The sequence below is a fragment of the Neobacillus nitrireducens genome, assembly GCF_030915405.1.
Lineage (GTDB): Bacteria > Bacillota > Bacilli > Bacillales > Cytobacillaceae > Neobacillus.
The window spans coordinates 2,334,831-2,348,679 of sequence record NZ_CP133262.1 but is presented as its reverse complement, the minus strand read 5'-3'; the positions used below and the strand labels follow the sequence as shown (position 1 = coordinate 2,348,679).

Annotated in this window: 11 protein-coding genes and 1 pseudogene; 9 read left to right on the top strand and 3 right to left on the bottom strand. The window is 37.9% G+C overall.

Annotation, left to right across the window (positions count from 1 at the left end; genetic code table 11):
• Nucleotides 1–497 precede the first annotated feature (497 nt).
• On the top strand, nucleotides 498–1,526 hold the full coding sequence (locus RCG22_RS11400) for a potassium channel family protein (RefSeq protein ID WP_308106887.1): 1,029 nt from the start codon (nucleotides 498–500) through the stop codon (nucleotides 1,524–1,526).
• 32 nt (nucleotides 1,527–1,558) lie between these two features.
• Here the strand turns inward: RCG22_RS11400 and RCG22_RS11395 are convergent, their stop codons facing one another.
• The 3 genes from RCG22_RS11395 to RCG22_RS11385 are packed head-to-tail and all read right to left on the bottom strand — an operon-like array spanning nucleotide 1,559 to nucleotide 3,493.
• Complete coding sequence (locus RCG22_RS11395; RefSeq protein ID WP_308106886.1) at nucleotides 1,559–1,945, bottom strand: DUF350 domain-containing protein; 387 nt, start codon at nucleotides 1,943–1,945, stop codon at nucleotides 1,559–1,561.
• Nucleotides 1,942–3,177, bottom strand: coding sequence for a glutathionylspermidine synthase family protein (locus RCG22_RS11390; protein WP_308106885.1), 1,236 nt, complete (start codon nucleotides 3,175–3,177; stop codon nucleotides 1,942–1,944). Before RCG22_RS11390 ends, RCG22_RS11395 begins: the two co-directional genes overlap by 4 nt.
• A 1-nt stretch (nucleotide 3,178) precedes the next feature.
• Nucleotides 3,179–3,493: a hypothetical protein gene (locus RCG22_RS11385; protein ID WP_374049446.1), complete on the bottom strand. Its 315-nt coding sequence runs from the start codon at nucleotides 3,491–3,493 to the stop codon at nucleotides 3,179–3,181.
• Between the two features lie 93 nt (nucleotides 3,494–3,586).
• Here RCG22_RS11385 and RCG22_RS11380 point away from each other — a divergent pair, with 93 nt between their 5' ends.
• The 8 genes and pseudogenes from RCG22_RS11380 to RCG22_RS11345 all read left to right on the top strand — a co-directional run bounded on the left by RCG22_RS11380 (nucleotide 3,587) and on the right by RCG22_RS11345 (nucleotide 13,843).
• Complete coding sequence (locus RCG22_RS11380; RefSeq protein ID WP_308106884.1) at nucleotides 3,587–4,036, top strand: hypothetical protein; 450 nt, start codon at nucleotides 3,587–3,589, stop codon at nucleotides 4,034–4,036.
• Between the two features lie 345 nt (nucleotides 4,037–4,381).
• A complete protein-coding gene (gene bcaP / locus RCG22_RS11375; RefSeq protein WP_308106883.1) occupies nucleotides 4,382–5,797 on the top strand; it encodes a branched-chain amino acid transporter BcaP in 1,416 nt (471 codons plus the stop codon).
• A gap of 179 nt (nucleotides 5,798–5,976) precedes the next feature.
• Entirely contained in the window at nucleotides 5,977–7,230 is a 1,254-nt protein-coding gene (locus RCG22_RS11370) for an ATP-binding protein (RefSeq protein ID WP_308106882.1), read from the top strand.
• A 176-nt stretch (nucleotides 7,231–7,406) separates the two neighbouring features.
• On the top strand, nucleotides 7,407–8,570 hold the full coding sequence (locus tag RCG22_RS11365) for an HD-GYP domain-containing protein (protein ID WP_308106881.1): 1,164 nt from the start codon (nucleotides 7,407–7,409) through the stop codon (nucleotides 8,568–8,570).
• 134 nt (nucleotides 8,571–8,704) lie between these two features.
• Complete coding sequence (locus RCG22_RS11360; RefSeq protein ID WP_308106880.1) at nucleotides 8,705–9,886, top strand: hypothetical protein; 1,182 nt, start codon at nucleotides 8,705–8,707, stop codon at nucleotides 9,884–9,886.
• Between the two features lie 159 nt (nucleotides 9,887–10,045).
• Nucleotides 10,046–11,127: pseudogene (locus RCG22_RS11355) on the top strand (hypothetical protein).
• A complete protein-coding gene (locus RCG22_RS11350; protein WP_098263611.1) occupies nucleotides 11,114–13,282 on the top strand; it encodes a molybdopterin oxidoreductase family protein in 2,169 nt (722 codons plus the stop codon). The pseudogene RCG22_RS11355 and the gene RCG22_RS11350 overlap by 14 nt, the downstream one beginning before the upstream one ends.
• Nucleotides 13,283–13,843 (top strand): 4Fe-4S dicluster domain-containing protein, encoded by a 561-nt coding sequence (locus RCG22_RS11345; protein WP_007086371.1) that lies wholly within the window; start codon nucleotides 13,283–13,285, stop codon nucleotides 13,841–13,843.
• Nucleotides 13,844–13,849: the final 6 nt, after the last annotated feature.

Sequence of the window (13,849 nt, the reverse complement as noted above, 5' to 3'; positions counted from 1 at the left end):
AGAGGAATGAAATATCCCTCTGCCTTCTTAGCTTTTATTCATATTATGAATTCATATATCGTAACTTGTGAACGGTTGTCTGTGTAATCAGCCATCGCAAGGTAAAAACTTATATTATAATCATTGTTTGTAAAAACAAGTTTGCCGCGGTTATTTTTCCACCTGAAGGTTTTATACCTAAACGACGTAAGCCCTACCTCTCTTACATCCTAACGGCTCCGAAGCCGATCCAGTGTGAATAAGTTTTTAATTTTAAAACATAAGCAGAATGCCAGAAAAATTCTTACTTTGCGTTATTTTCTCTTTTACAAGTTACAATTAAATGTGAAGCACAAAGACTAATACTACAGGACTATATGATGTTTGTCAATAAAAATAATAAAACTTTCTTCCTTAAAGGAATAACTAAAGATATAGCAGAAATATATTTATAGATGATTCGAATGGAAGTGGTTGTAAAATTAACTCTAAGAATAAATTGGAATGGAGGTCAATCGATGATATTTTTTCGAAGGTTGTTCCTTACCGCTGCGAAATATCGGTTTCGGACTGTTTTATTTGTTACGACCATTTATATTTTTATAAATGCAGGGGTTATGAGAGTACTAGAGCCGAAAACATTTGAAAATACCTTTCATGCCGTTTGGTGGATTCTTACAACAATGACTACTGTAGGCTACGGGGATGTGTACCCGACCACACAACTGGGCAGAATTTGGGCAATGGTCATCGTCTATACAGCAGGGATTGGACTTTTTGGTGTGGTAATTGGGATGATTGTCGATGCTGTGTCACAGTACAAACGGATGAAGGAGGAAGGAAAAATGACTTTTAAAGGAGAAAACCATTACGTCATAATTGGCTGGACTTCCAAAAGTAAAAATACAATAAAAGAGCTTTTTATTGGCGACGAAAAAACAGAAATCGTGTTAATTGATGAATTAGAGAAGTCACCCTATGAACATGAGCGGTTTTTATTTATCCAGGGAAGTCCAACTGATGATGACACATTAAGAAGAGCAAAAATTGAAAGTTCAAAAGCAGTTTTGCTTTTTGCACCTGATGGAATAGATAACCCGGATTTAGCTGATGGAAAAACATTATTAACCGCGTCCTCGATCGAGCGATATGATGAAGGAACGGAAAAAAATATTTATACCATTGCAGAAATTTTAAATGAAAAGCATGTTAGCAATTTCAAGCATGTCAAAATAGATGAATTTATCCTTTCCTATGAATCCGTGTCAAACCTGATGGCGAAATCAGCACAGACAAATGGGGCAAGCCATTTATTTACGCAATTATTAAGCCGTAAGGATGGGGATGCGGGTAGTGACTTATGGGAAGTTGACCTACGTTCCGACTGGGAAACATACGGAGATGCGCATGAGTACTTAAAGCAAAAAGGGGCCCAGCTCATTGCGGACCGAAGTGATTTAAATATATTGAAAAAATGGGATGAAACCATACCAAAAGAAGCTCGCTTATTTGTGATTTGCGATAAGAATACATACCAATCGCTATGAAGTAAAAAAACGCATCTCGAGGATGCGCTTTTTTAATAGGTTAAACACCCGGCAATGACGATTCCTATAGAGACTGATAGTAACAATAGGAAAAGTCCGACTGCCTGGTTATCTTTCTCGATTGCTTGACTGACATTAAAACGAGGTGTAAGCCACTCAGCAAGATAAAACACCACAATCTGTGCGACAATTCCGATTCCACCCCATATGGCCATATCAGTAAGAGAAATCGAATTCGCTGCAGAAGAATATAACACGATCGCAAGCCCCAGAAGTCTGCCGCCAAGGACATAACTTGCTGCTTTATTCCCTTGGGCCATTAAGGAAAACTCCTTGACCTTGGTTGTTACTTCCATAAGAATCAGACCAACGAATAAAAGGACCAGTGAAACCAATAAATATAATAAAAAACTTGTCATTTACATTCCCCCTTGTTTTTAATACCCACCGGTAAGAAATAAGATTCGTTTCCGGTGATTTTTCCGCCTGCCCGAATGCCGATACTTCCGGCCTTTCCCGCAATAAGAAAAGAGCCGAACACTAATGAAAGCTCCTCGATTCCCTTTTCAGTTTCCAATGAAACTGTAGGGAGAGGTACGTATTGTTGATAGACTGAAAGCTCCTCTTTATAGGTTTGAAAAGAATTTTGGTCGGTAACATTGGAGTGTAAATCCCATATGGTTACCGTGTCTCCTTCTCTGCCGAAAGTCGGTTTTTGAACATAGGCAAGATGTCCCTTGAATAAATCGGCTTCCAGGTATGTAGGCAGCATATATTCCTTAATCCAGCCCTGCTCTTCTTTTGTATAAAAAGCCCCTTGTTCCGCTAATCCCCAAATTAAACATTGGATAGACTTCGGCTGCAGCAAAAAGGCAGAGACTGGATTTAGGATCGACAGTTTGCCGTCTTTGACCAGCTGCAACAACTCGATTCCAACCGGGTCACCTGATAGTGGATCTAAATCGTCAACTAGGTGTTCAAGAGGATAGGTTTGTCGGTATAACACATCAATAGGGATACCCTCATCGTCGACAAGAATACCGTCAATCATTCGCAGTGCAGACAAGGGAACCGTCCGATTGTTAACCTGACAAAGCCTGCTTAGGTACTGAATCGTATTCCAATCCTCACTATGGTCAGCGTGGGCAGTGAACACAATATTAGGCTCCAATTTCCCATTTGATGCTTCTTTTACTGCTCGAGTGATTCCGGAAGAAAGCAGACGTTCCCCTCCTTCAGTGGGGTCAAGGTATCCCAATTCTGAGCAAACCTTTCCATTGATATGAAAACACTCCACAATAAACGTCGGTGTATCACTATTGAATTCCAGCAATTTTAAACCATCTGCGGTTAACGCAAAATCAAACCGGGCGATAATGCTTTCAGGGGAAAAGTTTTTCAGCCTTAAAAATGGAAGGCAAACCGTTGGGAACCCAAGTTCTAGGAGTTGCTCATCAGTCAGATTCCGTAACAGTCGGGCAGTTTTGAAAAAAATGCTGCCTAATCGTTCCGTTGCTTCCTTTAAAAGTAAGGAGGTATGCTTCGAAATCAAATAAACATGATAAAGGCTATACTCGCTATCGTATAAATCTGACCAAAAGGTTGGAAATTGCGAATAAAAAATCTTTCGTTTTTTAGAATAAAGCGACATATTACCCTCCAAATCCACCCTTAGAGCCACTGCCAAATCCACTCTTATAGCTTGAGGAGGATTTGTATGACTTGTAAGCCGAGGATTTCAAGAGAGATGATTTACTTCGAAAATAGCTTCCTCCATAAAAAAAGTGACCATAATGAGTTGAACGGGTATCGTCACATTGCCATACCCCTTGATCATCATCCCAGTCCCAATCTCGGCAGCTCGTGTCATTGGGTTTGGGAGGACGATCGTCTGAACAACCAGAAAGTGTTCCAGCTATAAGGGAAGTAAGAACACCAGTCACTAACCATTGGGTTTTCTTCACCATTTCACGCTCCTAATTGAATTTATATTTTTATTATAAAATTAAACCATAGGAAAACAATGGTAAAATAAAAGAAAAATGAAAGAGGGATGAAATTTGAGGTTGGAATACCGTCTGGATGATGAATATCAAAAGTTTCCTGCCCTTTGGAGCTATTTAAATTTAACAGTTAGTGAGGCAGTAGCAAGAATGACTTGTGAATACTTCGTCAAAGAGGCTGAAACGTATGTGGTAACGGCAACTGCTATTGACCCTGATGGCACGACTGTCTTGTATGTAAAAAAAGAAAAGTCATTTACTGAGGAAACGGATGATAAGTATTCTCATATAGGTTTTGAAGTGAGAGAGCTTCAGAGAAACAGCTCTGTTCTTATCGAGAGAAAAGAAGTTTGGAACCATGAAGAAGTACTGGCTGTTCTGCACTCCGATTTCATTTACATTCAGAATGATGGTAGGTTTCTGGAATTCACCCTAGATTCGAGGGAAATTGACGAAGATCGAAAATGTTATGTTTATTATGGGAGTTATACGGGGAAATCTCGTTAAAGCGGAAATAGCACACATGCGTGTGCTATTTTCGTTTTAAAGGTGAGAAAAATATGATAACAAATAGAAACCGATGACTTCAAAGTATTTTGGAGCCATCGGTTTTTTTGTGCATGAATAAAGTTAACTTGGAATATAATTTTATTATATTTAAATAGCATTACTGATACTCGCCAGAAAGAATAAAGATGAAAAAACTATATTTTCCATGGAATAATCTTCAAATAATTAAAAATTTCAAAATATATTGCTTTTTTAGTAAAATGGTTATATTATTTCGATATACAATTTTATGTGGGTTATTTTTTCAGAACATTCCGACATGAATTTATGGAGGTAAGTATAATGAATTTATTTAGAAAAAAGTCAATCCAGGAACTCATTCAAGAGGCTGGTCAAAAAGATGTAGTCTTAAAGAAAGACTTAGGAGCCTTTGATTTATCCATGCTGGGAATTGGCGCTATTATAGGAACGGGAATATTTGTATTAACAGGGGTTGCAGCTGCAGAGCATGCAGGACCAGCACTTATTTTATCCTTCATTTTATCAGGATTCGCATGTGCATTCGCAGCCCTTTGTTATGCGGAATTTGCTTCCACTGTTCCAGTATCAGGTAGTGCGTATACGTATAGTTACGCGACCTTTGGGGAGTTAATTGCCTGGATATTGGGTTGGGATTTAATCCTCGAATACGGGTTCGCATCCTCTGCTGTTGCTAGTGGCTGGTCCGGGTATTTACAAGGACTACTTGCTGGCTTTGGTATTCATTTTCCTAAGGCATTAACAAGTGCGTATGATCCGGCAAACGGAACATTTGTGGATGTTCCGGCTGTCCTTATCATAGTAATTATCACTTTACTCTTAACGCAGGGTGTGAAGAAGTCTGCTCGCTTTAACACGATTATGGTAATTATTAAGTTAGCTATTGTTTTGTTGTTTATCGGTGTAGGTGCTTGGTATGTAAAGCCTTCCAACTGGACGCCATTTATGCCGTTTGGATTTTCAGGTGTAACTGCCGGTGCGGCGACGGTATTCTTTGCTTATATTGGCTTTGATGCCGTATCAACTGCAGCGGAAGAAGTGAAAAATCCGCAAAAGAATATGCCAATTGGTATTATCGTTTCATTACTAGTATGTACGGTGTTATATATTGCTGTCTCGGCCATTCTAACAGGAATCGTTCCTTACCAAGAGCTAGGCGTAAAAAACCCAGTGGCATTTGCTCTTAACTATATCCATCAGGATTGGGTGGCCGGCTTTATCTCGCTTGGTGCAATTGCAGGAATCACCACAGTATTATTAGTTCTACTATATGGACAATCTCGTTTATTTTATGCGATTAGCCGTGATGGCCTATTACCAAAAGTATTTTCAAAAGTAGATAAGAACAAGCAGACACCAATGACAAATTCATGGATTATTTGTTTACTAGTATCGATTTTTGCAGGTTTAGTTCCTTTAAACAAACTTGCAGAACTAACAAATATCGGAACTCTTTTTGCCTTTATGACGGTTTCAGTGGGGATTTTATATCTTCGCAAAAATAAACAAGCACCGAAAACAGGCTTCCGGGTTCCATTTGTACCTTATATTCCAATTCTTGCTTTTGTGTTCTGTGGGTATTTAATTATTCAGTTACCAAAAACAACGTGGATTAGCTTCGGAGTTTGGCTTGTGATCGGACTATTTGTCTATTTCGGATATGGCCGTAAACATTCATCCTTGAATAAAACAGTGGATCCATTGGAAAAAGTTAGCTAAATGATAAACAGTGAAGGAGCTTACCTAGCGTAAGCTCCTTTTTGTTGGGTTTTATCGAAAAATGTCGAAATTCATCATTTTTACAAAAATAAAGTCATTTAATTGAAAGAATGATGGTAAAATAGGAGCAGGTTTTATAATTAATATTTTTCCAGATTATCAGATTGAGGAGAACATAAATGAAAGAAGGCATCAAGAATCCAAAGCTTATTTTTGAAGAGAGAAAGGCAATAATATTATTTTTATGGCTATTTAATTTAATGTACTATTCTTTTGAATACTATGGTCTATTTATTAAGCCTAAATTAACCAATGGACAAAATCGTTTTGATACAAACGAGACTGGTTTAGGAATATGGTTGTATATTCTAGTATTTGTATTATTACCTATTGGGGTTTATTTTATAAAAAAGGGAAATCCTTATATTGTAAAATATATCTACATTGTTGGTTATTTAGGTATTGATATTATTGATAATCTTTTGAAACTTTGGGGAACATCGATACCGTATGGTGCAGGTAATATCGTGGAGGTATTATTTATCCTATTCAGCCCGATTTTTGTAAATAAAAAGTATTTTTGGGTTGTTTCACTAGGGATGATAGGAAAGGAAGTATTATTAGGGATAATTTTACAAGATTTAAACGTATTAATCCCCACAGTTATATACATTATCTTAACTGTGATAGCCTATATTTTAGTTTTGCGTTTTAATTCATATATTAATTCAATAACTACTGTCCACGAAGAACTTCGTCAAAAAGAAAAGCTTGCTATTATTGGTCAAATGGCTGCCGGTATCGGTCATGAAATCCGTAATCCCTTATCGTCTTTAAGGGGATTTACACAACTGCAGCAGGAACGATTCCCAAATACAAATGAATTTTATCCAATAATGATTCAAGAAATCGACCGGATTAATTCTATTGTTAATGATTTGATGTATATTGGTAAACCAAGAGTCATCCAATTTGAAAAAGCTAGTATGGAAGAAATAATTGCTTATACATTATCTATTACCCAACAACAAGCTGAGAGACAAGAAGTCACTGTTGAAACAATAATGGCAGGACCATTACCACCTATTGATTGTGATGAAAAACAATTGAAGCAAGTGTTTATAAATTTAATAAAAAATGCTATTGAAGCCATGCCAGAGGGTGGAAGGATTGAGATCCGTGTTAAAATCCTAGAAAAGAACAAAATGTCCGTTTCTATTCAGGATGAAGGTGGCGGTATTGCTGATGAGAACATCCTTAATCTTGGAGAACCGTTTTTTACAACGAAAAAGGATGGGACAGGTCTTGGTTTAATGGTCTCGAGTCAAATCATTAAGGATCACAATGGTGTTGTAAAAATAGAAAGTGAGATTGGAAAAGGGACGGGGGTTAATGTAACTTTACCACTTTCACAGAAAAACAGTCGCCAATAATTAGTTCTATAATTATACAAAATTCAACAAAATATATTGTTTCAAGAGATATCTTAATAATATATAATGTAGAGTAATACGGAACATTAGTAGATTTTGTGATAAAATGACATTTTTAATAAAAGTTAGTCTAAATTTTTATTAGGTAAGTGTGTTAGACACACTTGGAGGTTTATATGTTACGACATGAAGAGCAACGAACCATCAAATGGTTTCTTATATTTTTTTATATTATTCTGGTGGGCTATGACTTTTTCTATTATTATTTTTTGCCAGTCCATGTAAAGAATGAGAATAGCGGGTTACCTAGCAATTTTTGGTATCTCAACTATATCGTACTTGCAATATTGATTCCAGTTATCATTTATTTAAATAAGATGAATAAGCAGTTTTGGATCAAATATGTTTTTTTTATTAGTTATTTACTGACTGCTTTTACTGTTGATATTTTATCCTTTTATGGAAGCGGGAGAACCTATACAAGTGGGAATGTGGTAGAAGTGTTTTTGGTTTTTACATTACCTATTTTCCTAAATACAAGATACTTTTGGTTAGTGAGTTTAGGAGTTATTGCAAAATACATTTTAACTGCTATTATTTTGAATAACACCTACCTTATTCTTCCAATTATAATATTTACAATAATATCTATTATGTCATTCTTCTTGTTAGTTCGTTTTCAAGGCTATGTTCGAGCAATTAAGATTTCTTACGATAATCAGTTGGAAGGCATTGTGAAAGGGGTAATTGCTACCCTAGAGTTGAAGGATCCTTATACTAGAGGACATAGTGAACGGGTTGCCAGCTATGCTTTATTTTTAGCGAAAGAAATTGATAAGTTTTCAAAAGAGGAACAAAAGTCATTTTATTATGCTTGTTTATTACATGATATCGGGAAAGTACATATTCCTGATCAAATATTAATGAAACCTGAGAGACTGAATGTAGAAGAATTTGAAATTATTAAATCACATCCTAGTGTAGGTGCTGAAGCTGTCAAAAATGTTGAGGGAATCAAGGATTGTATTTGTGTTATTCGTTCCCATCATGAACGTTGGGATGGTAAAGGATATCCTGATCAATTAAAGGAAGAAGAGATTCCATTGCTCGCCAGAGTTACTTCCATTGCAGATGCTTTTGATGCCATGACATCTTCAAGGTCCTATCGAGCAGCAATGCCAGTTGAAGAAGCCTATCAACGTATTATTGATGGTAAGGGTTCCCAATTTGATCCAATGTTAGTGGAAGAATTTAAGAAAGTATTCCCTGCTTGGGTTGAATTTCATGAAAAATATCCGTGGACAAATGAAAGGGAATTAACAAAGGAGGTGGAATTATGAAAATTCGTAAGCTGAAGAAAGTAAAGACAACTTGCTGGTGGTGTCCTTGGGTAGGATTGTAACCATATGGAGGTGGGATGTTAGCGAAAAGCTGGCATCCTTCTTATTTTTATTAAAAGTTAAAGGGTGTTAAAATGAGCCTGACATTTAATTCGACGCTATTGTTAGTTCCAATCAAGATTCGCAAAGAAAAAAAACATTTCATTGTTGAAGATAAAACTTCAGGGGAGTTCTATGAGATGCCAGAGGTTTGTATTGACGCAATCAATTTAATTAATAAAGGACAAACATTAGGGGTAATTGAGCAGATTCTTAAAGTGAAATACCCAAAAGAAGAAGTGGATTTGCTTAGTTTTTCAGAACAGTTACTTGAACTGCAGTTGATTGCTGAAATGAATGGCGTAAGAGTAGATGCTCAGGTTAAGGAAAGAGAAAACTTAGGCTTTTTATTTATTCCGACTCAGCTAGGAAAATTCTTTTTTAATAGAATCATGTTACTTATCTATCTGGTATTATTAATCATCGATATTATACTTTTTATTAATTATCCATCATTGTTTCCTCAATATAAGGATATGTTTATCTTTAATTTAATGGTTTTGAATATCCCAGCATGGATGGGAATAACAATCCTTCTTGTTCTAATCCATGAGTTTGGCCATATTTTAGCAATGAGAGCCCTGAATCTACCAACTAAATTGGAGCTAGGCCATCGTTTATTCTTGGTTGTTCTTGAGACGGATATGTCATCGATATGGAAATTGCCCTCTAAAGATCGAAATGTTTTATATTTAGCAGGTCTTTGTTTTGATACCGTTATTCTTTCATTTGCATTAATTAGTCAATTAATTTTTGCTAATGGGTCAGGGATTTTCCGGAGTATCATGGCAGTAGTGGTCTTAGATATATTTATTCGTTTCGTTTACCAATGCTGCATTTATATGAAGACCGATTTATATTACTTGTTTGAAAATGTTTCTGGTTGCTATAACTTGATGGAAAATGCTCAGCAGGTGATTAGAAAGTGGTTTCCATTTTTAAAAACCCTCTCAACAGAAGATATGGTTTTTGCAGGGGAAAGAAAAACCGTTCTCGCTTATTCCATATTCTATTTCGTAGGTGTAGCTTTGACTGTTAGCCTATATACCATTTTTTATATCCCGCAAGTATTGTTTGCAGTGAAAAAAGTTATTCCAGGCTACTTGGAAGGACCGACCTCTCTTCCGTTTTGGGATGCCATCCTATTTACCTTGCAAATACTAATTGGGTTCATGCTTCTATTCTATTCATGGCGCAAAAAATACACGCAAAAATAGGTGCCAATACTAAATGTGACAGACATTTGTCTAAAATAACATTTCTAAGGGTTTTTCTCCCCCATGATAGGGGAACTCCCTGATATATATAACACCACCATTTTTCTTACAATTAGAGTAAGAAAAACGGTGGTGTTATTTTTTTAGGAGGGACTTAGGATGCAAGCAAATATTGCAACGAATAAAAAGTTAGGAAGATCGGTCAATCAAGCTTTTGCTTCACATTTTGCTAAATCAATGTTTCTAACGGTTGTCGGAATCGCGATTTTAATGTTTATTGGCACACGAATGTTCACGCACATTGACTTAAATCTATACGGATACATGGTCGGAACAATCGTATTTATTGGCGGATTTTTCTACCGCTTTATTGCTTGGGGGAGAGACCGCCAACCAAAATTATGATCAAAAAGGGCTTAAAGCTTTTATTTCGAAAAAGTACACCGAAAACAGCTGTTAATCATTTAGCTATTTACGATTTTATTCGAAATCGCGGGCTTTACCGGTGGGTACAGCATATTCTAATCGGCTGGGGCTGTGTCCTCGCTTGCTTGGTAACTTTCCCGCTTGTGTTCAGCTGGATGTATTTTACGATGGAGGATAATGGATACTATACAATTGTGTTATTCGGAATGAACGTAATGAATGTCAAAGCCGAAGGAATTATTGCCTGGTTCTCCTATAATGCACTAAATATCGCAGCAATTATGGTGACTGCGGGTGTGTGCATGGCGCTTTACCGCCGCTTAAGTAATATGCAGGCGAGAGCAGAACAAAAATTCATGTATGATTTTTTACCGCTATACTTATTGTTATTTATTTCGATTACTGGACTATTATTAACTTTCCAAAATATTGTCCTGCATGGCTGGATGCAGCCGCAAATGTCACTGATTCACCAATTTTCTGTGATCGTAACATTAATTTATTTACCATTTGGAAAGCTAGCGCATATTCCATTCCGTCCAATGAGCGTATTTGCTAGAAACTACCGTGAACATTATGGTGAGCAGCACATGAAAGAATGTAAAGTGTGCGGAGATCATTTTGTCTCTGTAGAACAGTCAAACGATGTCATCCAAGTATTGGGTGTTAATGAAATGGAATTCAACATGCAGGATGGTTTTAATCTTGCAGAGCTATGCCTGCCATGTCGCAGAAAATATAGAATCTCTAGATTCTCAGGCTTCGCAACACATCAAGTTAAAGTCAAGGAGGCAAACCAGAATGCAAAGGGATAAGTTTTTCAAGGAGATAGAGAATCTACGTCATCCAAATGAAACACTCGTTAAAACGCACTGCAGCTATTGTGGAATGCAATGCGGGATGAATTTACGTGTAAATACAAAAACAAATAAAATAATCGGGGTAGAGCCTCGTTATGATTGGCCAGTTACCGTCGGAAAAATGTGTCCGAAAGGGGTTACTGCGTACCAGCAAACAAACCATGATGATCGAATCTTGAAACCATTAATCCGGGATGATGCCTCACTAAAGGGTACAAAAGAAGGATTCCGTGAAGCAACCTGGGATGAAGCTTACAGCCTAATTGCGAAAAAGTTTGCTGAACTTCAGAGCAAATACGGAAAAGATAGTTTATCGGTCTTCAGTGGTGTATCAATGACCAATGAAAAATGTTATTTAACTGGGAAGTTTGCAAGGGTTGCGATGCAAACTCGCTATATCGACTATAACGGCCGTTTCTGTATGTCGAGTGCAGCTGGTGGCTTCCTCCGTTCTTTTGGAGTTGACCGCGGTTCAACATTACCTTGGACAGATCTTCATGAAACAGATTGTTTGTTTATTGCAGGAAGCAATACAGCAGAGTGTCACCCAACTTCGATGTTCCGAGTGTGGGCCGTCCAGGAAAGGGGAGGTTACTTAATTGTAGCAGACCCTCGTGAAACACCAATTGCCAGAAGGGCAGATGTTCACTTAGATTTAAGACCAGGAACAGACCTTGCACTTGCAAACGGAATATTAAATTTACTAATTCAAAACGGCTATGCCGATGAAGAATTTGTAAATAATCATACAAATGGCTTTGAAGAAACCAAAGAATTAGTAAAGGAATTTACACCAGAATATACAAGTGAAATTACTGGCGTTGCACCTGAAAAGATCATTCGTGCCGCTGAAATTTACGGAAAAGCACCAAATGCTGTTGTAATGTTTGCCCGCGGGATCGAGCAGCAGCATAAAGGGGTCGACAACGTATCGGCTTACACAAACATGGCATTAGTAACTGGGAAAATTGGCCGTCCAAAATCAGGGGTTGCTACTTTTACAGGTCAAGGAAACGGTCAAGGCGGCCGTGAACATGGTCAAAAGTCAGACTTACTTCCGGGCTACCGTAAACTTACGAATCCGAAACACGTTGAAGAAGTATGTCAGGTTTGGGGAATTACTCCAGAAGAAATGCCTCAGCCAGGTGTGTCTGCTTACGAAATGTTTGAATTAATGGAACAAAAAACAATCCGAGCTATGTATTTGCTCTGTTCAAATCCAGCAGTATCTGCACCAAACTTAAACTTTGTCCGCAAAGCTATGAAGGGTTTAGATTTCATGGTTTGTGCAGACTTCTATCTTTCTGAATCAGCTGAATTTGCCGATGTTATACTTCCAACAGTTACGTGGTCAGAAGATGAAGGAACAGTTACAAACCTAGAAGGACGGATCATAAAAATCAATAAAGCTCAAGAGCCGCTTGGTGAATCAAAACCTGATTGGCAGATTCAAGCAGAGCTTGCAGAATACCTTGGAAGAGGGAAATATTTCTCTCATTTGAAAACAGCAAGAGACGTGGCAGACGAATTCCGTTTAGCTTCTAAGGGTGGCTACGCTGATTATTACGGGGCCACTTGGGATAAAATCGACAAACAAGATGGTGTGTTTTGGCCTTGTAAAGATGAAGCCGACGAAGGAACACCACATATGTTCTTAGATAAAAAGTTCTATCATCCAGATGGGAAAGCTAAAATATGTGCACTTCCATACCGTCCACCCGCTGAAGAACCGGATCAAGAATATCCATTGCGCTTAACCACCGGACGTGTCGTCTACCATTATCTTTCTGGGAATCAAACTCGCCGGATTCAGTTTTTACGAGATATGTGCCCAGAGCCGTATGTAGAAGTGCATCCAGAAACGGCTGCAAAATATAACATTGAACATGAAGAGTTTGTGCGCCTGTTTACCCGTAGAGGTGAGGCTGAATATAAAGTCAAAATCACGGAAGCGATTCGAAAAGATACTGTATTCGTTCCCTACCATTTTGGCCACGATAAATCTATTAATCTATTAACAATTGCCGCGCTTGACCCGATGTCACGGATGCCGGAATTCAAAGCGTGTGCCGCACAGATAGAAAAACTAGAAATGAAGAAGGTGCAGTAAATGAAAAAGAGGCTATATCTTGAACTTGAAAACTGTATAGGGTGCCGTTCTTGTTTAGCGGCTTGTACACAGTGCGGTGGGCATGAGGAACGTAACCGTAACTATGTTTACGACGTTAACCCGCTTGTTAACCGTCAAACCATGCCTCTTATGTGCCTTCATTGTGTGAACCCAGCTTGTGCGAGAAGCTGTCCAGCACAGGCGATCCAAATTCACGAAACAGGAGCGGTGCTTTCGGCGCTTGTTGAAAAATGTATTGGCTGCCAAAACTGTACGATTGCTTGCCCATATGGAATACCGAAGTTTGATACTGAGCAAAATTTAATGTACAAGTGCGACCTATGTATTGACCGTACCAAGGATGGCATCCCGCCAATGTGTGCGAGTGTGTGCCCGTCTAATACCTTGCAATGGTTGACAGATGAAGAAATTGAAGCCAAACAAAAGCAATTTAACCTAGATAACGGTAAATGGGTAACAAGTATGCCTTACTTAGAAGGCGAAACCAATGTAAAAGTGAATCTTCCTGGTATCCTGCAGGGCGTCACTAAATTGTTTTAGGAGGGA

What these genes read in the sequence shown, in the direction of transcription:
- RCG22_RS11400 (WP_308106887.1), top strand. Translation starts at nt 498, where the DNA reads ATGATATTTTTTCGAAGGTTGTTCCTTACCGCTGCGAAATATCGGTTT.
- RCG22_RS11395 (WP_308106886.1), bottom strand. Translation starts at nt 1,945, where the DNA reads ATGACAAGTTTTTTATTATATTTATTGGTTTCACTGGTCCTTTTATTC.
- RCG22_RS11390 (WP_308106885.1), bottom strand. Translation starts at nt 3,177, where the DNA reads ATGTCGCTTTATTCTAAAAAACGAAAGATTTTTTATTCGCAATTTCCA.
- RCG22_RS11385 (WP_374049446.1), bottom strand. Translation starts at nt 3,493, where the DNA reads ATGGTGAAGAAAACCCAATGGTTAGTGACTGGTGTTCTTACTTCCCTT.
- bcaP (WP_308106883.1), top strand. Translation starts at nt 4,382, where the DNA reads ATGAATTTATTTAGAAAAAAGTCAATCCAGGAACTCATTCAAGAGGCT.
- RCG22_RS11370 (WP_308106882.1), top strand. Translation starts at nt 5,977, where the DNA reads ATGAAAGAAGGCATCAAGAATCCAAAGCTTATTTTTGAAGAGAGAAAG.
- RCG22_RS11365 (WP_308106881.1), top strand. Translation starts at nt 7,407, where the DNA reads ATGTTACGACATGAAGAGCAACGAACCATCAAATGGTTTCTTATATTT.
- RCG22_RS11360 (WP_308106880.1), top strand. Translation starts at nt 8,705, where the DNA reads ATGAGCCTGACATTTAATTCGACGCTATTGTTAGTTCCAATCAAGATT.
- RCG22_RS11350 (WP_098263611.1), top strand. Translation starts at nt 11,114, where the DNA reads ATGCAAAGGGATAAGTTTTTCAAGGAGATAGAGAATCTACGTCATCCA.
- RCG22_RS11345 (WP_007086371.1), top strand. Translation starts at nt 13,283, where the DNA reads ATGAAAAAGAGGCTATATCTTGAACTTGAAAACTGTATAGGGTGCCGT.